Origin of the sequence: Streptomyces sp. SUK 48 (assembly GCF_009650765.1) — a bacterium.
GTDB lineage: Bacteria > Actinomycetota > Actinomycetes > Streptomycetales > Streptomycetaceae > Streptomyces.
Map to the genome: position 1 here is coordinate 5846515 of NZ_CP045740.1, position 19683 is coordinate 5866197.

The 19683-nt window shown below is 72.3% G+C and carries 21 protein-coding genes and 1 pseudogene; 3 read left to right on the forward strand and 19 right to left on the reverse strand.

Features of this window, described 5'->3' with window-relative positions; translation table 11 throughout:
• Positions 1-36 precede the first annotated feature (36 nt).
• The 12 genes and pseudogenes from GHR20_RS25785 to GHR20_RS25835 form a co-directional block, all read right to left on the reverse strand.
• Positions 37-1086, reverse strand: a complete 1050-nt coding sequence (locus GHR20_RS25785) for a PDR/VanB family oxidoreductase (protein WP_153814518.1) — start codon at positions 1084-1086, stop codon at positions 37-39.
• Positions 1086-2009, reverse strand: coding sequence for a metal-dependent hydrolase (locus GHR20_RS25790; RefSeq protein ID WP_194858992.1), 924 nt, complete (start codon positions 2007-2009; stop codon positions 1086-1088). Before GHR20_RS25790 ends, GHR20_RS25785 begins: the two co-directional genes overlap by 1 nt.
• A gap of 93 nt (positions 2010-2102) precedes the next feature.
• A complete protein-coding gene (locus GHR20_RS25795; RefSeq protein ID WP_153814519.1) occupies positions 2103-4031 on the reverse strand; it encodes a hypothetical protein in 1929 nt (642 codons plus the stop codon).
• Between the two features lie 71 nt (positions 4032-4102).
• Positions 4103-4627: a tetratricopeptide repeat protein gene (locus GHR20_RS25800; RefSeq protein WP_111582298.1), complete on the reverse strand. Its 525-nt coding sequence runs from the start codon at positions 4625-4627 to the stop codon at positions 4103-4105.
• A 106-nt stretch (positions 4628-4733) separates the two neighbouring features.
• Entirely contained in the window at positions 4734-5390 is a 657-nt protein-coding gene (locus GHR20_RS25805; protein ID WP_111582299.1) for a response regulator transcription factor, read from the reverse strand.
• A complete protein-coding gene (locus tag GHR20_RS25810) occupies positions 5375-6637 on the reverse strand; it encodes a sensor histidine kinase (RefSeq protein WP_153816139.1) in 1263 nt (420 codons plus the stop codon). Before GHR20_RS25810 ends, GHR20_RS25805 begins: the two co-directional genes overlap by 16 nt.
• Positions 6638-6778: 141 nt before the next feature.
• Positions 6779-7771, reverse strand: a pseudogene (locus tag GHR20_RS25815) (NAD-dependent epimerase/dehydratase family protein); the annotation flags it as partial.
• 66 nt (positions 7772-7837) lie between these two features.
• Positions 7838-8566 carry a winged helix-turn-helix domain-containing protein gene (locus GHR20_RS25820; RefSeq protein WP_153814520.1) on the reverse strand — a complete coding sequence of 243 codons (729 nt, stop codon included), beginning with the start codon at positions 8564-8566 and terminating at the stop codon, positions 7838-7840.
• 117 nt (positions 8567-8683) lie between these two features.
• Positions 8684-8806 carry a hypothetical protein gene (locus GHR20_RS37715; protein ID WP_258399314.1) on the reverse strand — a complete coding sequence of 41 codons (123 nt, stop codon included), beginning with the start codon at positions 8804-8806 and terminating at the stop codon, positions 8684-8686.
• Positions 8807-9145: 339 nt separating this feature from the next.
• Positions 9146-10177, reverse strand: a complete 1032-nt coding sequence (gene glnII / locus GHR20_RS25825; RefSeq protein ID WP_153814521.1) for a glutamine synthetase — start codon at positions 10175-10177, stop codon at positions 9146-9148.
• A 216-nt stretch (positions 10178-10393) separates the two neighbouring features.
• Entirely contained in the window at positions 10394-11323 is a 930-nt protein-coding gene (locus tag GHR20_RS25830; protein ID WP_243878134.1) for a CDP-diacylglycerol diphosphatase, read from the reverse strand.
• A gap of 274 nt (positions 11324-11597) precedes the next feature.
• Positions 11598-11972 (reverse strand): arsenate reductase family protein, encoded by a 375-nt coding sequence (locus tag GHR20_RS25835; protein ID WP_153814522.1) that lies wholly within the window; start codon positions 11970-11972, stop codon positions 11598-11600.
• Positions 11973-12136: 164 nt separating this feature from the next.
• Between GHR20_RS25835 and GHR20_RS25840 the strand changes: the two genes are divergently transcribed.
• Positions 12137-12451: a hypothetical protein gene (locus GHR20_RS25840; protein WP_153814523.1), complete on the forward strand. Its 315-nt coding sequence runs from the start codon at positions 12137-12139 to the stop codon at positions 12449-12451.
• A gap of 111 nt (positions 12452-12562) precedes the next feature.
• Here GHR20_RS25840 and GHR20_RS25845 read toward each other — a convergent pair whose 3' ends face one another.
• The 3 genes from GHR20_RS25845 to GHR20_RS25855 all read right to left on the reverse strand — a co-directional run bounded on the left by GHR20_RS25845 (position 12563) and on the right by GHR20_RS25855 (position 14517).
• Positions 12563-13147, reverse strand: coding sequence for a hypothetical protein (locus tag GHR20_RS25845; RefSeq protein ID WP_153814524.1), 585 nt, complete (start codon positions 13145-13147; stop codon positions 12563-12565).
• Positions 13148-13191: 44 nt separating this feature from the next.
• Positions 13192-14118 carry a zinc metalloprotease HtpX gene (gene htpX, locus GHR20_RS25850; RefSeq protein WP_111582306.1) on the reverse strand — a complete coding sequence of 309 codons (927 nt, stop codon included), beginning with the start codon at positions 14116-14118 and terminating at the stop codon, positions 13192-13194.
• 141 nt (positions 14119-14259) lie between these two features.
• Positions 14260-14517, reverse strand: coding sequence for a hypothetical protein (locus GHR20_RS25855; RefSeq protein ID WP_153814525.1), 258 nt, complete (start codon positions 14515-14517; stop codon positions 14260-14262).
• 344 nt (positions 14518-14861) lie between these two features.
• Here GHR20_RS25855 and GHR20_RS25860 point away from each other — a divergent pair, with 344 nt between their 5' ends.
• Positions 14862-15122, forward strand: a complete 261-nt coding sequence (locus GHR20_RS25860) for a hypothetical protein (RefSeq protein ID WP_148027422.1) — start codon at positions 14862-14864, stop codon at positions 15120-15122.
• A gap of 109 nt (positions 15123-15231) precedes the next feature.
• Here GHR20_RS25860 and glnA read toward each other — a convergent pair whose 3' ends face one another.
• Complete coding sequence (glnA, locus tag GHR20_RS25865) at positions 15232-16641, reverse strand: type I glutamate--ammonia ligase (protein WP_111582309.1); 1410 nt, start codon at positions 16639-16641, stop codon at positions 15232-15234.
• A gap of 210 nt (positions 16642-16851) precedes the next feature.
• On the opposite strand from glnA, the gene GHR20_RS25870 reads away from it, so the two are divergent.
• Complete coding sequence (locus GHR20_RS25870) at positions 16852-17319, forward strand: RDD family protein (protein ID WP_085564386.1); 468 nt, start codon at positions 16852-16854, stop codon at positions 17317-17319.
• Positions 17320-17424: 105 nt separating this feature from the next.
• Here GHR20_RS25870 and GHR20_RS25875 read toward each other — a convergent pair whose 3' ends face one another.
• The 3 genes from GHR20_RS25875 to lipA form a co-directional block, all read right to left on the reverse strand.
• The gene (locus GHR20_RS25875) at positions 17425-18126 is read right to left on the reverse strand and encodes a DUF4191 domain-containing protein (protein WP_085564385.1); all 702 of its coding nucleotides are present in this window, start codon (positions 18124-18126) and stop codon (positions 17425-17427) included.
• Between the two features lie 86 nt (positions 18127-18212).
• A complete protein-coding gene (locus GHR20_RS25880) occupies positions 18213-18410 on the reverse strand; it encodes a hypothetical protein (protein ID WP_111582310.1) in 198 nt (65 codons plus the stop codon).
• A 242-nt stretch (positions 18411-18652) separates the two neighbouring features.
• Positions 18653-19618 carry a lipoyl synthase gene (gene lipA / locus GHR20_RS25885; protein ID WP_111582311.1) on the reverse strand — a complete coding sequence of 322 codons (966 nt, stop codon included), beginning with the start codon at positions 19616-19618 and terminating at the stop codon, positions 18653-18655.
• Positions 19619-19683 lie beyond the last annotated feature (65 nt).

Here is a 19683-nt window from a genome sequence, read left to right on the forward strand (position 1 = left end):
ACGGTTCGGACCCGGACCGGTGTTCACCTCACTGCGTCACAGATCGAGCACAAGGCGTTCGCTTCGGGCCCGCGACACACAGATCAGCATCGAGTCATGGCGCTCCGCGTCCGTCAGCAGCTCGTCCCGGTGCTCCACCTCACCCTCCAGGACCCGCTGCTGGCAGGTCCCGCAGAATCCCTGCTCACAGGAGTAGACGGTGCCCGGCAGCTCCCGGCGCACGGCGGCCAGCACCGTGGAGTCGGCCGGCACGCTCACCGTGCGCCCGCTGCGCCGCAGTTCCACCTCGAACGCGGTGTTCCCGTCCGCCGGGACGCGCGGCGCGAACCGCTCCAGATGCAGTACGGCCCCCTCCGGCACCCGCTGGGCGACCGCCTCCATCAGCCCCTCGGGACCGCAGCAGTACACCGCCGTGCCCGGGTCCGCCCCCGCGAACAGGGCGTCCAGGTCGGGCCGCCCGTCCTCGTCCTCCGCCACCAGCGTCAGCCGGTCCCCGGCCAGCTCCCGCACCTCCGCCAGGAAGGGCATCGAGGCCCGGGTCCGCCCGCAGTACAGCAGCCGCCACGCCGCCCCCGCCGGCAGCGCGCGCAGCATCGGCAGCACCGGGGTGATGCCGATCCCGCCGGCCACGAAGACGTACGACTCGGCCTCGGCGAGCGGGAACCGGTTGCGCGGCCCGCGCACCTCCAGCTCCATCCCCTCGGCCAGCTGCTCGTGCACCTCCCGGGAACCGCCCCGCCCGTCCTCGACCAGCCGGGTGGCGACCGTGTACACGGAGGTGTCCTCGGGGTCCCCGCACAGCGAGTACTGCCGCACCAGCCCCGAGGGCAGCACCAGATCCAGATGCGCGCCCGGCGTCCAGCGTGGCAACTCAGTGCCCTCCAGGCGCAGTTGTACGACACCCTCGGCGATCGTCTCGTGCGCGGTGAGCAGCAGCCGCAGGGCCCGGGAGCGCGGCCGGCCGGAGACCGGCGTCTGAAGCGCGGGCATCGGCCACAGCGGCGAGACCTGGACGCGGCGGCGCAGCGCGCTCCGGGTGAGCAGGGCGGCGCCCGCGAGCAGGGCGACCGTGAGCGGCTTGGGCATCAGGCGGCACCCTTCAGGGAGCGCTCCGCCTGCTCGGCGGCGAGCGCGGCCGGGGAGGCGGCCAGATAGGCGACGGCCTGGGCGGTGGAGAACTCGTGCGAGGGGTGGTAGTCCCGGCCGAGGTAGCGCGGGATGGAACGCAGCATGGCACCGGTGCCGGGCAGCACGCCCGCGCGGCCCCGGTCGTAGAAGTCCTTGAAGGACGCCTTGGCCGCCTGGGGGCCGGTCAGCGTCGGGTCGTTCGCCATGAAGAAGCGGACCCCGCGCTGCCACAGGAAGAGCAGGGCGGAGAACGCGCTCGCCCAGGTGCGGGCCCGGCGCCGGTAGCTGCCGTCCAGATGCGTGAACAGGTCGAAGGCGACCGAGCGGTGCTCGACCTCCTCCGCGCCGTGCCAGCGCAGCAGGTCCAGCATGGTGGGGTCGGCGCCGCGCCGGTCCAGCTCGGCCGCGCCGAGCACCCAGTCGCCGAGGAAGGCGGTGTAGTGCTCGATGGCCGCGATGAGCGCCACCCGTTCGAGCAGCCACCAGCGGCGGGCCCGGCCCGGCGGCAGGGTGCGGTCGCCGAGCAGCTTCTCGAAGAACCAGTCGACCTGCGCGGTGTACGGCGTCGGGTCCAGGCCCTGCTCGCGCAGATGCGGCAGCACCTCGTCATGGGACTGGGAGTGCATGGCCTCCTGCCCGATGAACCCGATGACGTCCTCGCGCAGCCGGTCGTCCTTGATCAGCGGCAGCGCCTGCCTGTACACCTCTACGAACCAGCGCTCGCCGGCCGGCAGCAGCAGATGCAGCACATTGATGGTGTGCGTGGTGAACGGGTCCCCGGGCACCCAGTGCAGCGGCGTGTCCTCCCACGAGAAGGACACGTTGCGAGCCTTGAGCGCGATGCGCTCGGACTCCACCGGCCGGGCCTGCGTATTAGACATGGCGTCAATGTACTGACGGGTAGACGCTCTGAGAAGGGTTACGGCAGGGGTTGTTTACGGCGATGTCAGCAGCGCCCGCCCCACGGCCCCTGTCTAGTGCAGTCCCTCGATCGCATTGCCGCCCGCCAGTGTGCCCTTCAGCTGGGCCTGCGCCCCTTTGGCGGCCTTGGAGATCAGCAGCGAGCCCGGCGCCGAGGCGGTGATCCCGCCGCTCGCGTGGATCGCCACCGTGTCCGGGGAGCCCGCGGCCAGCAGATACCAGTGTCCGCCCCGGGACTTCCACAGCACCCCGGCCAGCACATGCGGATCGCGCGGACCGCAGGCCGCGGTGTCGGTGCCCTTCGCCGTGACGGCTCCGTAGCGGGAGCCGGGGGTCCGGAACTGGGCCAGCGCCGCGCTGCCGTCACCGCGCCAGGTCTCGGCGCGGGTGCAGGCCCACTGCCCGGCCCCGCTGCCGTCGGGCAGCGGCTGCTCCGCGTAGTCCCAGGCGTTGACGCTGCGCACCCCCGAGGAGCGCTCGGTGGCCAGCGAACAGGCGAACGGCGCCCACGCCCGGAGCCCTTCGGACCCGGACGCCTCGCCGGCCGCGCCGGGGCGGCCCGCGGTGAGACGGGCCGGGACCAGCTCGCCGAGGTCGGTGGCGAGCTGGGTGCCCGCGCCGCCGGAGACCTGGAGCACGGTCCAGGAGGTGCAGTTGCCGGTCGCCAGGGCGGGGCTGGTCAGCGGGGCGGTGACGCCGCCGGTCACCGTGAGCGGCGTGGGCGCCGCGGCGGGCTTCAGCAGATCGCGGGTGGCCGCCTTCTTCACCCAGGGGGCCAGCAGGTACTGCACATTGCCGTCGGCGCGGCCGAGGACCACGGCGCTCGCCTCGGCGCCGGTCGCGCCGTCCACCCGGGCGAAGTCCAGGGCGGCGCCCTGGGTGCCGTCGGCCGGCTCGGCGTAGCGCGCGATGCGCAGACCGTCGTAGAGGATCACCACCCGGGCGGCGTCGACCCGCCCCGCGTACAGCAGTTGGGGCGGGCCGGCGGGGCCGCCGGTCATGGTGCCGGGGGTGGCCGAGACCCGGACGTTCTGCCCGGGGCGGGCCCAGACCGCGAGGGCGCGGCGCAGCAGGTCCTTGTCGCCGGTGAGCGGGCCGCGCGCGGGCCAGGCCGAGAAGTCGGTACGGGCCGCGGTGCGCCAGGCGGCGGGGGCGACCCGGGTCAGCCTGCCCGGGTCGAGGGCGGCCTGGGCGGCCGGGTTCTCGGCGTAGACGGGGGCGGCGGCGCCGTCCGGACCCCAGCCGGAGTGCGGCAGCGCGAGCAGCGCCCCGCACACCACGAGGGCGGCCGCGGCGCCGAGGGCGGCCCGGGTGTGCTGGCGGCGGCGCAGCAGATCGGTGGGCCGGGCCTGGAGAGTGCAGGGGTCGAACTCGGGGGAGGAGAGCAGTCCCGGCTGGGCGGGCACGCTGTTCGCCATGGCGAGGGCGCCGCCCGGGTCGTCCACCCCGGCCGCGTCCAGGATCTCGCGGATCTCCTGGTCGGGCAGCCGGTCCAGGCCGCGCAGCACATAGGCGGCGCGGGCCGGCGCGGACAGCTTCGACAGCCGCTGGTCCAGGGCGAGTTCGTCGGCACCGCCCGAGCGCGGCAGCAGCCGCAGACCCCAGACGCGGGGGAGCAGCGGGGGCAGGCCCCGGTGCGGGCGGGCGGCGGCGAGGGCGGCGCGCAGGACGCGCTCCCGCAGATAGACGTAGCCGGGGTCGCTCTCCCGTCCCGCCGGGTCCGCGGTGTCCCGGCGGCCCTGGATGCGGCCCGAGGGCTGGGCCGGGATCAGGTCGGCCTGCTTGCGGCCCCGGGGCAGGGCGCGCTGGGTGAGGGCGTGTGCGGTCAGCACCCGGCGCCCGCGGCCGAGGCCCGGCGGCAGCACCAGATGGGCGAGCCGGACCAGCCGTGGGTAGTGCTCGACGAGTGTGGCCTCGGCCCGCTCGACGTCGGCCGGTGCGGAGGCGGGTGCGTGACGGTGGGCTACATCCTGTGACTGCACGTCCGGGAGAACGAGCGAGCCCTTGGTTGGTCACCGTCAAGCGTCGCGTACATGCCCACGGAGCGGCCTGTTCAGGCCCCGGGACCGACCAGGGCGCGCGCGTAGTTGGCCATCGACCGCTGGTAGCGCGGCAGATGGGCGGCGAGCGCCTCGATCACCAGGGACAGGCCCTCGCGGTCGCGGCCGAGGCTGGAGAGGCACAGCGCGAGACAGGCGCGCACCGCGTCGTCCAACTCGTCGCTCGGCCCGTCCAGTTCGGGGGTGAGGAGCTTGACGCCCTCCTCCGGCTGCCCGGTGTTGCGCAGGGAACTCGCCAGCTGGATCCGGGTCCGCCGGCCCCGGTAGCCGTCGAGGCCGCGCGCCAGCGCCTCCCGGTACAGCGGCACGGCCCGGTCCGAGTGCCCGGTCGAGTCGAAGGCACAGGCCCGCTCGAAGGGGCCCCGCGGGCTGTCCCCGGGCAGTTCGGCGACGAGCCCGTCGATCAGGGCGCGGAACTCCGCCGCCCGCTCCTCCGGATACTCGTCGCGGGCGAAGGCGGCCCAAGCGGCGTCCACACGGTCTTCCCAGTCCTGGTTCACCGCGTCACCCTCGCACACCCGGGCCCCCGCGGTCACCGGAATTGAGCCGGAGCCCAGCGGGGGCCGTGCGCCGGTGTCGGCGGGACCTGCGAGCCGGCGCTCAGCGGGACCTGCGAGCCGGTGCTCAGCGGGGCCCGCCGTCGAGGTACGCCAGCACCGCGAGCACCCGCCGGTTGTCGTCGTCCGACACCTCCAGGCCCAGCTTGCCGAAGATGTTGGAGGTGTGCTTGGCCACCGCCCGCTCGGTGACCACCAGTTGGGCCGCGATCCCCGCGTTCGACCGGCCCTGCGCCATCAGCTCCAGCACCTCCCGCTCGCGCGGGGTGAGCCGCGCGAGCGGCCGGTCGTCGGCCGAACTCCGCGCCAGCAGCTGCTGGATGACCTGGGGATCCATCGCCGTGCCTCCCGCCGCGACCCGCCGTACGGCGTCCACGAACTGCTCCGCGTCGAACACCCGGTCCTTGAGCAGATACCCGATCCCGCCGTCCCCGTCCGCGAGCAGCTCCCGCGCGTACAGCTGCTCCACGTGCTGGGAGAGCACCAGCACCGGCAGCCCCGGCCGGGCCCGCCGGGCGGCCAGCGCGCACTGCAGGCCCTCGTCGGTGTGCGTGGGCGGCAGCCGTACGTCCACCACTGCCACGTCCGGCGCCGACTCGGCCAGCGCCCGCGTCAGTTCGGGCCCCGACTCGACGGCCGCCGCGATCTCCAAGCCGTACGCCTCCAGCAGCCGCACCAGTCCGTCGCGCAGCAGGAAGAGGTCTTCGGCTAGGACAACACGCACGGGATCTCCATGGTCACCATGGTGGGGCCGCCGACGGGAGAGCTGACGGCCAGGACGCCGTCGAATGTACCGAGCCGCTTCTCGATCCCGGCGAGCCCGGAGCCGGTGCCGACCGCGGCGCCGCCCCTGCCGTTGTCGGTGACCGTGATCCGCAGCCGGCCGTCGGTGTGGTGCAGATCCACCCAGATCCGGTCGGCGCCCGCGTGCTTGGCCGCGTTCGTGAGCACCTCGCCGACCGCGAAGTAGGCGGCCGACTCCACCGGCGCGTCGGCGCGGCCCGGCAGCTCCACCGCGACCTCGGCGGGCAGCGGCAGCCGTAGCGCCAACGCCCGTACGGCGTCGCCGAGTCCGCGCTCGGCGAGCACCGGCGGATGGATGCCCCGGACCAGGTCGCGCAGCTCCTCCAGGGCGTCCACGGAGTTGCGCCGGGCCTGCGCGAGCAGCCGCCGGGCCTGCTCCGGGTCCTTGTCGAGCAGCATCTCGATGGTGCCGAGGTCCATGCCCATGGCGACGAGCCGGGCCTGCGCGCCGTCGTGCAGGTCCCGTTCGATGCGGCGCAGTTCGGCGGCGGAGGTGTCCACCGCGTCCCGCCGCGTCTCGGTCAGCACCCGCACCCGCTCCACGAGTTCGCCCTCGCTGTTGTCGAGCACCGCCCGGACGAGCCGGAAGTGCGCGGTCAGCAGGTTCGGGACGATCCGCAGGGCGACGCGCGCGATCACCAGGGCGAGCAGGGCCGCGCCGACGGCGGTGGCCTCCCCGGTGACCGGGACGAACGCGTACCAGTAGGTCTCCCCGCCATGGGTGTACGCCCGCCACAGCCCGAAGGGCAGCATCAGCCCCTCGACGGGGTAGAACAGCAGCACGGCCGGGAGCAGCGCGCTGACGAAACCGGCCGTGAAGTCCACCGGCAGCCAGCGCACGTCCCGCCAGGTCTGCGGGTCGCCCAGCATGGTGAAGGTGCGCGTCCACGGATTGGCGCCGCGCGGGACCGGCCGGTACACCGCCCGGATCCGCACCCCGCACCACTCGGCCGCCAGCCTCCGGCGCACGTCCGCCAGCGCCCTGACCCCCGTCAGCACGAGGGGGGTGGTGAGCAGCCCGATACCGAGCGGGACGAAGGCCAGGGACACCAGGGTCAGCACCAGGAACGCTATGCCGAAGGGCATCGTGATCAGGGCCAGCGTCAGCCCCCGTACGGCGGCCAGCAGGGAGCGGCGGGCCGCGTCGCGCATGTCGTCGCTGTTCATACGGGGAGTCTCGCCGACCCGCCGCCGGGGGTCACTGGCCCGAGACCCCCTCTCGGGGGTGGTGCCAGGTACACCATCGGCCTCGGGAGCGGCGCCGGTCGCGCCGCCGCCTTCGGACGCGGTGCCGGGTGCGCCGTCGCGCAGGGCGGCCAGTACCCGCGCCTCCACCTCCGGGGCGAGTCCCGGGGCGTGGCGGTCGGGCCGCCGGGGCGGGGTGCCGCCGATCGAGGCCAGCCAGCGCCAGGTGTCCGCGACGGTCTCCGTCACCGGGCGGCACGTCAGGCCGGTGGCGAGCGCCCGGGACACATCGGACCGGTGGACGGCGTCGTGCAGCTCGCCGCCCGGCGGCACCCACACCGGCAGCTCGGTCCACGGCTCGATCCCGGCGTCCAGCACCGCCCGCGGGTCGGCCCAGCACAGCTCGGCGTCCGCGCCGGTCGCCGCGAGGCACGCGTCGAGGAACGCGCCCATGGTGGTGTGCCCCGGCGGGCTCACCAGGTCGTACGGGCCGCTCAACGCCCGCTCCAGAGCGCCCAGTAGCCAATTCGCGAGGTCGCGGGCGTCGATGTACTGGAGCGGCAGGTCGCGCGGGCCGGGCGCGAGGACGGGACCCCCGCGGGCGATCCGGGTCAGCCACCAGGGCAGCCGGCCCACGTTCTCGTACGGCCCGAGGATCAGCCCCGCCCGCACCAGCAGCGAGCCGTCCACGCCGAACGACTCCAGCGCGGCCAGCTCACCGCCCCGCTTGTCCAGGGCGTACTCGCGCTGCTCCGCGTCCGCCGCCGCGCCCTCGACCAGCGGCGCGTCCGCCCTGTCCCCGGCGGGCCAGGGCCAGGCGTACACCGAGCAGCTGGAGACGTACGCGTACCGCCCGGCGCGGCCCCGCAGCAGCCGCGCCGTCTCCCGCACCGCGCGGGGCGCCGCCGACCAGGTGTCCACCACCGCGTCCCAGTCGCCCTCGGCGAGCGCGTCCAGACCCCCCGGCGCGGTGCGGTCGCCGCGCAACAGGTCTGCTCCGGGCGGGGGTTGACGGTGTCCCCGGTTGAAGACGGTCACCTCCCAGCCGCGCCCGAGGGCCGCCTCGGCCACCGCCCGCCCCACGAACTCCGTTCCGCCCAGCACCAGAAGTCTCATGCCGGGCAGCCTGCCCGGCCGGGGGCGCGAGGTCACGGGACTCAGCCGAGGGCGGAACCCGGAGGGTCAACGCCCGGTCGGCGGAATGTACTTGTAGCCGACCCGGCGCACGGTCTGGATGGTCCGGCGGTGCTCGGCGCCCAGCTTGCGGCGCAGCCGCGCGATGTGGACGTCGACCGTGCGGCCGTCGCCGACATGGCCGTACCCCCACACCGTGGTGACCAGCTGGTCGCGGGTGTGCACCCGGTGCGGATGGGCCACCAGGTGCGCGAGCAGCTCGAACTCCAGGTAGGTCAGGTCGAGTTCGCGGCCCTCGATGAAGGCCGTACGGCGCCCGGAGTCGATCCGCACCAGCGGTTCGGGAGCGGCGAGGCCCGTCGCGGCCGCCCGTCCGGCGCGGTCCGCCTGGATGCTCTGGCCGGCCGGCACGGCCTGCTGCGCGAACCCGGCCTGTCCCCGCTGTCCCGCCAGTCCCCTCTCGCCGGCGAGTCCCGCCGGTCCTGCCGGTCCTGCCTGTCCCGGCTGGTCGGGCACCGCGACCGGCAGGAACGGCGGCTGCTGGTCGGCGGGGACCAGCACCAGATAGCCGACCATCGGCGGGTGGCCGGGCAGGACGGGCAGGGTGTGCTGCGGCGCGGGCAGCCAGGTGGCGCCCGGCGGCAGGAAGTCCGCGACGTCGACCACCTCGTCCCGGTCGACGGCGCGCAGCCGGTGCCGGGCGGGGACGTTCGGGGAGACCGCGGAGGGGGCCGGGGAGACAGCGGAGACGGGGGAGACGGAACGAGTGGTCGCCATGAGAGGTCAGCTCTTTCGCGCGAGAGGTTCGTCGGGAGGGACGGCGGCCGCGATTCGTGGTCGGGGCGCGCCGGGACGTACGTCGTTCCGCGCTGGCCGAAGGCCGGGGTTACGGCTTCACAGGGCCCGCGCGCAGATCGCGCGACAACACACCCGGTCGAAGTCGTGATGCTGGCGGGAGGGCCAGAAGGGCTCGAGGTCGTGGCGACCCGTCGCGGTGATCTTCTGGAAGCTGGCCATGCGCCCATTGAAGCAGAGGCGCGCGCCGGGCACGAGAGTCCTCTCACAGGTTGGACGTGTCATTGGCGTGAAGTCTGCGTTGCGAGAGTCGCGAGAGCCGTAGTCAAGCCCCTGATCAGCGGGTTGTAGGTGAGGAGACGGCTGAATCATTGTCTCAGCATGCGGACAGGCGAGGGTTGTCCGGGGCCGGTCGGGGCCGGTCGGGACCAGCCAGGGGCGAGCTGGGCCGGTCAGGGCCGGCCGGCGTCGGCCCCGGCCGCCTCTCCGGGGCGCGCCCGGGCATACGGCAGGGGCGCCCGCCGCGAACGGCGAGCGCCCCTGTCAGGGTCCTCGGGCGGATCAGACCTGGCCGGCCTTCTCCAGCGCCGTGCAGCAGGTGTCCACCATCAGGCGGGTCACCAGGTAGGGGTCGACGTTGGCGTTCGGGCGGCGGTCCTCGATGTAGCCCTTGCCGTCCACCTCGACCTGCCACGGGATGCGCACCGAGGCACCGCGGTCGGAGACGCCGTAGGTGAACTCGTCCCAGGGGGCGGTCTCGTGCAGACCGGTCAGCCGCTCGTCGATGCCGGCGCCGTAGTTCTTGACGTGGTCCAGCGGCTTGGAGCCCTCGCCGAGCGCCTCGCACGCGGTGATGATCGCGTCGTAGCCCTCGCGCATCGCCTTGGTGGAGAAGTTGGTGTGCGCGCCCGCGCCGTTCCAGTCGCCCTTGACCGGCTTGGGGTCGAGGGTCGCGGAGATCTTGAAGTCCTCGGCGGTGCGGTACAGCAGCCAGCGGGCCACCCACAGCTGGTCGGAGACCTCCAGCGGGGCGAGCGGGCCGACCTGGAACTCCCACTGGCCCGGCATGACCTCGGCGTTGATGCCGGAGATGCCGAGGCCGGCCTTCAGGCAGTTGTCGAGGTGCGCCTCGACGACGTCGCGGCCGAAGATCTCGTCGGCGCCGACACCGCAGTAGTAGCCGCCCTGGGGGGCCGGGTAGCCGCCCTCGGGGAAGCCCAGCGGGCGGGTGCCGTCGAAGAAGGTGTACTCCTGCTCGATGCCGAAGACCGGCTCCTGCGCGGCGAACCGGGCGGAGGCCTCGGCCAGTTCGGCGCGGGTGTTGGAGGCGTGCGGCGTCATGTCCGTGTTCAGGACCTCGCACAGCACCAGCACGTCGTCGCCGCCGCGGATCGGGTCCGGGCAGGTGAAGACCGGCTTGAGCACGCGGTCCGAGGCGTGCCCCTCGGCCTGGTTGGTGGAGGAGCCGTCGAAGCCCCACAGCGGCAGCGTGTCGAGACCGGCCGGGGCACCCGTGATGATCTTCGTCTTGGAACGGAGCTTGGCCGTCGGCGCGGTGCCGTCGATCCAGATGTACTCGGCCTTGAAGGTCACGGGGGGACACATCCTTCGGGGTGGTTCGGGCGCACTTGCGGGTGCCGGTGCGGCGCCGCGCGCCGTCTGTCGATCTGCGCGGAAGCTTGTCAACAGGCCGTTTCCCGACCATTGCCCTTATGTGAACCCCGTGTTACCTGGAGGTTCTGTGCCCCGGATCACCTACGGGACCCGGCCGGCCGGGTGAAACCGGCCGGCCGCGACCCCGGCGCCCCGTCAGCCGTACACCAGCAGGTAGTCGCAGGTGCTGGTGCCGTCGTGGAGGGACGTGTCGCTGTTGAGGACGTAGAAGGAACCGGCGAAGACCCCGGCGGCCGTCATCTTCGGGACCACGATGAGGGTCTGGTCCGCCATGTTCAGCGAGTTGGGGACCACCACGTTCCGGTACAGCAGCGTGAACAGGTTCTGCTGGAGGTCCTGGAGCCTGAGGATGCGGTAGACGCGGTCCCCCGAGCCCGCGGGCCCCGAGACGGGCGCCTGGCTGGCGGGCGCGGCCCACTGGGAGGGCTGGGTGGCCATACGGCCCTGGGCCTCCAGTTCCTGGAGCCGCCGCTGGGTGCTCGGCCTGATCCCGGCCATGTGGATGTGCAGCTGCTGATAGCGGCGCGCGTGCTGCGAATTGATTCCCAGGCCGATGTTCGCGTACTGCACCGGCACGCTTCCCCCGTGCCGCGCGTTCTCCCAGGCTTCGTGCCAGTAGTTCGCCGCCGAGTCCATGTGGATGAACGGGCATTCGATGCCCGTGATCCGGCACGAGGGGAGGAGGAGATAGTTGTGCGTGTTCTCCGGACTCCCGTGCAGCACGACGTAGTTCGGGGTCACCTTCAGGCAGTCGGGCTTGCCCTGCGGGGGCGGCGGGGTGATGCCCTGCGTGCAGTACTTGACGTCGTTCCACAGCAGGTCGTTGTCGCTGGGCATGCCGCACAGGGGCTGGAGCTGGGCGGGCGGACAGGGATTCGCCCCGCCGGGCGGCGGGGTGGTCGAGCACGACGGGGTGGGCGCGGGCCCGCCGTGCGCCGTGTCCGCGGTGGCGGTCGTCCCCGTCATGACTCCGGCGCCGGCCAACAGTGCCGCGCCGCCGACGGTGCCCGAGAGCGCGACGAATCGGCGCCGGGGGAATTCATCCGTGTTCTTCTGGTCGCTCATGCGCGTGATCTCCCGGTGAGGGGGCCTTTCCGGCCCGTTTCACCCCCCGCTGATCCGTCCACAGAATAGGGATGGGGAGATCGGATTCCCCGCCGACCGAACCGCCCGGTGCGGCACGTTCCGCCATTGAGAGGCGCCCGGCGCACCGCCCTCGGCAATCGGCCCGAGCCGTCCGGAGACCGGCGACGGCGGCACCGGGCCCCGCGCGGCGGCCCCTCACGTCCCCTCACCCGGACGTCGACGCGGGCCGCTCACCCGCCCCGGCGCACCCCCGTCACCCGGACTTCGTCCCGTGCGCGATCGCCTCCCGTACCGTCTCCTCCGTCCGGGCCACCAGCGCCGTGCCGTCGTCCGCCGTGATGATGGGCCGCTGGATCAGCTTCGGGTGCTCGGACAGCGCCCGGATCCAGCGCTCCCGGGAGTCCTCGTCCCGCGCCCAGTCCTTGAGCCCCAGTTCCGCGGCGGCCGGCTCCTGGGTCCGGGTGATGTCCCACGGCTCCAGGCCGAGGCGCCCGAGTACGGCCCTGATCTCGTCCGCGCTCGGCACGTCCTCCAGATAGCGCCGCACGGTGTACCCGACCCCCTCGGCGTCGAGCAGGCTGATCGCGCTGCGGCACTTCGAACAGGCCGGATTGATCCAGATCTCCATGCCCCCACGGTACGCGAGAACCCGTTCGCCACCCCTGCCCCGGGAGCCCCGAAAGCCCTTGTGGCCAGGGCCTTTTGTCAGTGGTCCGCCGTAGAATAGAAGCAGTGTTCGAGGGTGCCGCCGGGCTCGCCGGCCGGTGCCCTGATCGCGTCTGGAGGATGCCCGTGCCCGCTGCCGCTCTCAAGCCGAAGCCGTCGCCGACCCAGTCCACCGCCCAGCACCCCGTGCCCTTCGACTCGCCGTACGAGCCCGCCGCCAAGCGGCCCCTGCCGGCCGGGCGGCCCCGGGAGTGGTACGTCTCGCACAACCGCCGCCTGAAGGCCATGCGCCTGGCCATCGCCCTGCTCGACTCCGGCGTCTACCTGCCGGACCAGGCGCGCGACGACACCATCCGGGGCACCGCCGAGACGATCGGCATGCGCCCGCCGTCCGGCACCACGTGCCACATGGTGCGGGCGTTCATGCGTTACAGCCGCTGATCCCCGCCGCGCCGGGCGACCCCCTGGGCGGGGCGCCCGGCGCCGCGGACGGCGCGGCCCGTGCGGGTCCCGGTCCGTGGGCCCTGGCGCCCCGGCCCCCGCCCCCGGGATTCACAGACCGGGGGCGCCCCACACCGGGAACCAGCGGGACAGATCCTGCTCGATCCGCAGATCACCGGCGAGCACGGACCGCGCCTGGAGCTCCAGCGCGTTGTCCCGGCGCTCGCCGCCCCCGGGCAGCGGGGCGAAGGGATAGAAGGTCCCCCGTTTGTACAGGTACACGAGCGCGAGAGCGCGCCCCGAATCGTCGGCGAAGCCGGCCAGCGAGCACAGCAGCTGCGGGCCGAAGCCGTTGATCTCCAGCGAGCTGTTCACCGCGTGCAGATCGTTGACCAGCTGCGGCAGCTGGTCGGGGGAGCGGCGGGAGACCAGCCACGAGTAGCCGTAGTCGTCCCGGCTCAGCTCCACCGGCGACCCGGCGCGCTCCGCGTCCGCGTCCAGCAGCTCCCGCACCTCCCGGTGGGTCTGCTCGAAGGCCGCGCCCTCCACGGTCGCGAAGCACACCGCGCCCCGGCCGGTCGGGGCGAACCCCATCGCGGCCTGGAGCGTGATGGCGGCCGAGGGCAGCGCGAAGAGCCGGTCGAGGTCGGGGGCGACGGGCTTGGTGCGCCCCAGCAGGATGTCCAGCAACCCCAACGCTCAGCCCGCCTTCTGTGGTGAGGTACCGGATTCCGGTCGGCTCATGCCCGGTCGGCCTCCGGCGGTACGGTCGTGTCACCCAGCTCCGCCGAGATCCGGCCCAGCTGGTCCAGCCGCTGCTGGAGTGTCGGGTGGGTGGAGAAGAACCGCTCGATGCCCGGCTCCTTGCCGGTCGCCGGGGTGAAGTAGAAGGCGTTGAACGCCTGGGCCGTGCGCAGATCCTTGGTCGGGATGCGGGCGATGTCCCCGGTGACCTTGGTGAGCGCCGAGGCCAGCGCCGAGGGCCGCCCGGTCAGCTGCGCGGCGGCGCGGTCGGCGGCCAGCTCCCGGTACCGCGACAGCGTCCGGATCAGCAGGAAGCTGATCGCGTACACGGCCGCCGAGACGCCCATCACGCCCGCGAAGACGACGGCGGTGTTCTGGTCCCTGCGGCCCCCGCCGAAGATCTGCGAGTAGAAGGCGAAGCGCACCAGCAGGCCCGCGACCACGCCGAGGAAGGAGGCGATGGTGATCACGGCGACGTCCTTGTGCGCCACGTGCGACAGCTCGTGCGCCAGCACGCCCTCCAGCTCGCCGGGCTCCAGCCGGCGCAGCAGCCCGGTGGTCACGCAGACCACGGCGTGATCGGGGTTGCGGCCCGTCGCGAACGCGTTCGGCATGTCCATCTCGGACACGGCGACCGTCGGTTTCGGCATGTCCGCCATCGCGCACAGCCGGTCCACCACCGCGTGCAGCTCCGGATACTCCTCGCGCTCCACGACCCGCCCGTGCATGGCGAACATCGCGATCCGGTCGGAGAACCAGAACTGGGCCACGAACATCGCGCCCATCAGGACCACGACCAGCAGCCAGGACTTCAGCAGTACGAGCAGCGCGGCGATGAAGGCCACGTACAGCAGTCCGAGCAGGAACATCGTGACCGTCATCCGCACGGTCAGCCGCCGGTCGCTCCTCAAGCGGCTCTGCATCTTGCATCACCCCGCAGTCGGGCACCTTCGTCCCGCTGTCCAGTGTGCACCTGCGGCCCGGTATGGCGAGGGGGCCGACAGGCCCCGCTCGGCCGCCTTACTGTTTTCCTCACTCCTGACGGCATGACCCACCGTGACGGATCAGTAACCGTTCCGCAGGCGCGCGTAGCCGAGCAGCACGATCACCGCGGCCACGCAGCCGAGGACCACCGCGGTCGACACCCAGGACGAGCGGCGCGACCCCGTGTGCTCCGGGTCGCCGCGGAAGCGGGCCGAGTCCGGCGGGTTCTCCTTCCAGCGGGCGGCGAGCATCCGGGCGCGGGCGGAAGGCTCCTTGTGCGGGGCGGAGTCCGCCCAGCCATGATCGAACTCCCGCTCCCAGTCGTCCTGTTCAGACATTCCCCGTTCAACCTCTCTCGTCCGGACAGCTGCGGGGCATGATCCCGTGGGGCCCCCGGAAGTAGGAAGCCTGAGCGGTGCGAAAGGTTGCGCAGGGGCTCTGAGCAGCCCGTTTACGCCCGTTTCGTGTCCGGATGCCGGGTGCTGGTCCGGCCGCTAGCATTTTCAGCAGAGCCGCGCCGCAGGGTGCGCCGGACGTGCGCCATCCCCGTCGACCAGGGGAACGTCAGCCCTGCTTCCTGAATCCAGGCGGCATCACCCACGACCGCGTCCCGCCGACCGCGCGGGTGCGGCCATCTTCCGGTGCCCGAAACGGCCCGGGGGAATGGAAGGAGGGCAGTTCGATGAATGCACAGCGCGCGAGGCGTCTCGCCGCGGTGTCCGCCGTCGGCGTTCTGCTGGCGGGCGGGGCCACCGTGGCCGCCGCGAGCACCGCGTCGGCGTCCACCCAGACCCACGTCTCCACCAACCGTGGCTGCTACGGCCGTAACTGCTTCGGCTTCAACAACTTCAACCGCGGCTTCAACCGCGGCGGCTTCTACGGCTTCAACAACGGCTTCGGCTACGGCTACAACTCCCCCGTGGTGGTCGTCGTGGTGCCCTGACGCGTCCAGGTCGTGACATACGTCCGGGGCCGCCTCCCGCGAAGGAGGCGGCCCCGGTGCGTGCGCGGGCCACCGGGCCCCTCGTGCGGCGGGCCCGGTGGGGGGTGGATCACACGTCGAAGTACAGCTCGAACTCGTGCGGGTGCGGGCGCAGCTGGAGGGGGGCGATTTCCTGGGTGCGCTTGAGGTCGATCCAGGTCTCGATCAGGTCGGACGTGAAGACGTCGCCCTGGAGGAGGAACTCGTGGTCGGACTCCAGGCGGTCGAGGACGGCGCCGAGGGAGGTCGGGACCTGGGCGACGTTCGCGTGCTCCTCGGGAGCCAGCTCGTAGAGGTCCTTGTCGATCGGCTCGGCCGGCTCGATCTTGTTCTTGATGCCGTCCAGGCCCGCGAGGAGCAGGGCCGAGAAGGCGAGGTACGGGTTGCCGGAGGAGTCGGGCGCGCGGAACTCGACGCGCTTGGCCTTCGGGTTGGAACCGGTGATCGGGATACGCATCGCGGCGGAGCGGTTGCGCTGCGAGTACACCAGGTTGATCGGCGCCTCGAAGCCCGGCACCAGGCGGTGGTACGAGTTCACCGTCGGGTTGGTGAAGGCCAGCAGCGACGGGGCGTGCTTGAGGATGCCGCCGATGTAGTAGCGGGCGGTGTCGGACAGGCCCGCGTACCCGGCCTCGTCGTAGAACAGCGGGTCGCCGTTGCTCCACAGCGACTGGTGCACGTGCATGCCCGAGCCGTTGTCACCGAAGATCGGCTTCGGCATGAAGGTCGCGGTCTTGCCGTTGCGCCAGGCCACGTTCTTCACGATGTACTTGAAGAGCTGGAGGTCGTCGGCGGCGGCGAGCAGCGTGTTGAACTTGTAGTTGATCTCCGCCTGGCCGGCCGTGCCCACCTCGTGGTGCTGGCGCTCCACCTTCAGGCCGGACTTCTCCAGCTCCAGGGAGATCTCGGCGCGCAGGTCGGCGAAGTGGTCCACCGGCGCGACCGGGAAGTAGCCGCCCTTGTAGCGGACCTTGTAGCCGCGGTTGTTCTCCACCGCACCGGTGTTCCAGGCGCCCGCCTCGGAGTCGATGTGGTAGAAGGACTCGTTCGCGCTGGTCTGGAAGCGCACCGAGTCGAACACGTAGAACTCGGCCTCGGGACCGAAGAACGCGGTGTCCGCGATGCCGGTCGAGGCGAGGTACGCCTCCGCCTTGCGGGCCACGTTGCGCGGGTCACGGGAGTACTGCTCGCCCGTGATCGGGTCGTGGATGAAGAAGTTGATGTTGAGCGTCTTGTCCCGGCGGAACGAGTCGACCCGCGCCGTGGACAGGTCGGCCCGCAGCGCCATGTCGGACTCGTGGATGGCCTGGAAACCGCGGATCGAGGATCCGTCGAAGGCCAGCTCCTCGTCCGGGTCGAACGCCTCGGCGGGCACGGTGAAGTGCTGCATGATGCCCGGCAGGTCGCAGAACCGGACGTCGATGAACTTGACGTCCTCGTCCGCGATGAACTTCTTGGCCTCGTCGGCGTTCTGGAACATCCAGCTCCTCCTACTCCCGACCGTCCTCGCCGGGGTGGTAGATCGTTCGTGCGGCCAGTGCGGTGGCACACGCTCGTCATGACCCTAGGGACGGGTGATTTCTCCGGCGTGACCCGATTGTTTCGCAGAAGTTAACCGGGTCCTCCTCAACCGTAGCCCCGGGACACCCCGGCGTCCCCCGGGCATATGGGGACGCAGTACCGTGGTCGGGTGGACAACAGGCAGGCAATCGGATCGTGGCTCTCCGGCCCTCGCGCGGCCATGGAAGACGCCGGCGCGGACTTCGGTTACCGGGGTGAACAGCTGGGTCTTCCCGAGGAGGGCCCCAACTCTCTGGCCCGGCCGGGCAGGCGGCTCGGGGCCATCGCGGTCGACTGGGCGCTGTGCCTGCTGATCGCATACAGCCTGATCACGCATGGCTACGACCAGGGCACCGGCAACTGGGCGCTCGGCGTCTTCTTCGTCATGAGCGCCCTGCTGGTCGGCACCATCGGCTTCACCCCGGGCAAGCGCCTCTTCGGCATCCGGGTCGTGGCCCTGGAGACCGGCACCGTCAATCCGCTGCGCTCCCTGGTGCGCACCGTCCTGCTGTGCCTCGCCATCCCCGCCCTGGTCTGGGACCGGGACGGCCGCGGCCTGCACGACCGGCTGGCGAAGACGGTCGAGGTCCGGGTCTGAGCCCTCAGGGGGGCGAGCGGTACGACGATGGGGGCGCCCGGTGTCACACCGGGCGCCCCCATCGTCGTACTACGAGTCGTACCGCGAGCGTGCCGCGTCGCGGGCCTAGCGGCCGCTCTTGCCGCCCTTCGGCATCCGCATGCCCTTGGGCATCGGACCCTTCGGCACCGGCATGTTGCTCATCAGGTCGCCGAGCGCGCGCAGCCGGTCGTTGGTGGTGGTCACCTGGGGGCCGGTCAGCACCCGGGGGAGCTTCAGCATGGTGGTCCGCAGCTTCTTCAGCTCGACCTGGCCCTCGCCGGTGCCCACGATGATGTCGTGCACCGGCACATCGGCGACGATGCGGTTCATCTTCTTCTTCTCGGCGGCCAGCAGGCTCTTCACCCGGTTCGGGTTGCCCTCGGCGACCAGCACGATGCCGGCCTTGCCGACCGCGCGGTGCACCACGTCCTGGCTGCGGTTCATCGCCACCGCGGGGGTGGTGGTCCAGCCCCGGCCGACGTTGTCCAGCACCGCCGCCGCCGCGCCCGGCTGGCCCTCCATCTGACCGAAGGCGGCCCGCTCGGCCCGGCGGCCGAAGACCACCGCCGCCCCCAGCAGGCCGACCAGCAGGCCGAAGATGCCCAGGTACACCGGGTGGCCCAGCAAGAAGCCGATCACGAGGAACACCGCGAGCGTGCCGAGGCCGACCGCCGCGAGCACAAGGCCGATCTTGGTGTCGACCTTGCGGGTCATCTTGTATGTGAGGGCGATCTGCTTCAGTCGCCCGGCATTCGCGGCGTCCGCCGCGGTTTCCTTCCTCGCCATGGCACGAAGTCTACGTGGCCCCGGGAGCGCGGACGACGGCAGTGCCCGCGGGCGGCGGCGGCGCCGCGGACCGTGCGCGGACGGTGCTACGAGCCGTCCGCGGACCGCTCGTAGAAGCGCTGCGCCTCCACCCGGTCCCTGGCCCGGCGGCGGTCCTCCAGGACCGAGGTCCAGGCGTTGCGGCGGGCGGTGCGCTGGCCGCCGCTCATGAGCAGCGACTCGACGGCGCGGAGGGCGTCGGTGAGGGAGGGGATGGCGGTGGCGCGTACCGGCGTGGCCTGCATGGTCGGGATACCCCCTGCGAGCGGGTGGTGTACGGGGTGTGATTCGAGGGTCACTGATCGGTGTTACCAGGGCGTGTCCGAGCGGTCAAACGCCAATGAAACCTTGATACGGGGCCCGTAAACGCTGACGCGGCCCTGACGGGCGTCCTCATCAGGGAGGACGGTCAGGACCGCGCCGAACCGGCCGTTACCGGCTGGTAATCACTTGTGCGCGAATTCACACACAGGCGGGGGTACGGGGCTCACACCGCCTGGCCGGCGACGTAGCTCCCGCGCTTCTCGATCGCCATCCGGTACAGGCGGCCGGCGCGGTACGAGGAGCGCACCAGCGGGCCGGACATCACACCGGAGAAGCCGAGCTCCTCGGCCTCCTCCTTCAGCTCCACGAACTCCTGCGGCTTCACCCAGCGCTCGACGGGGTGGTGGCGCACGGAGGGGCGCAGGTACTGCGTGATGGTGATCAGCTCGCAGCCGGCCTCGTGCAGCTGCCGGAGCGCCTCGCTGACCTCCTCGCGGGTCTCGCCCATGCCGAGGATCAGGTTGGACTTGGTGACCAGGCCGAAGTCGCGGGCGTCCGTGATGACCTTCAGGGACCGCTCGTAGCGGAAGCCGGGGCGGATCCGCTTGAAGATCCGGGGCACCGTCTCGACGTTGTGCGCGAAGACCTCGGGGCGGGACTCGAAGACCTCGGCCAGCTGCTCGGGGACCGCGTTGAAGTCCGGGGCGAGCAGTTCGACCTTCGTACGGCCGTCCGCGCGCTCCGCGGTCTGCTGGTGGATCTGGCGCACGGTCTCGGCGTACAGCCAGGCGCCGCCGTCCGCCAGGTCGTCGCGGGCGACGCCGGTGATGGTGGCGTAGTTGAGGTCCATCGTGACCACGGACTCGCCCACCCGGCGGGGCTCGTCGCGGTCCAGGGCCTCGGGCTTGCCCGTGTCGATCTGGCAGAAGTCGCAGCGGCGGGTGCACTGGTCGCCGCCGATGAGGAAGGTCGCCTCGCGGTCCTCCCAGCACTCGTAGATGTTCGGGCAGCCGGCTTCCTGGCAGACCGTGTGCAGGCCCTCGCTCTTCACGAGGTTCTGCATCTTGGTGTACTCGGGGCCCATTTTCGCCCGGGTCTTGATCCACTCGGGCTTGCGCTCGATGGGGGTCTGGCTGTTGCGGACCTCCAGGCGCAGCAATTTGCGTCCGTCGGGTGCGACTGCGGACACGACCGGCTCCCTCAGCTTTGATTCTTCGGCGTCCCCCAGGGTACGCCCGTGTTCTGCACGCCCTG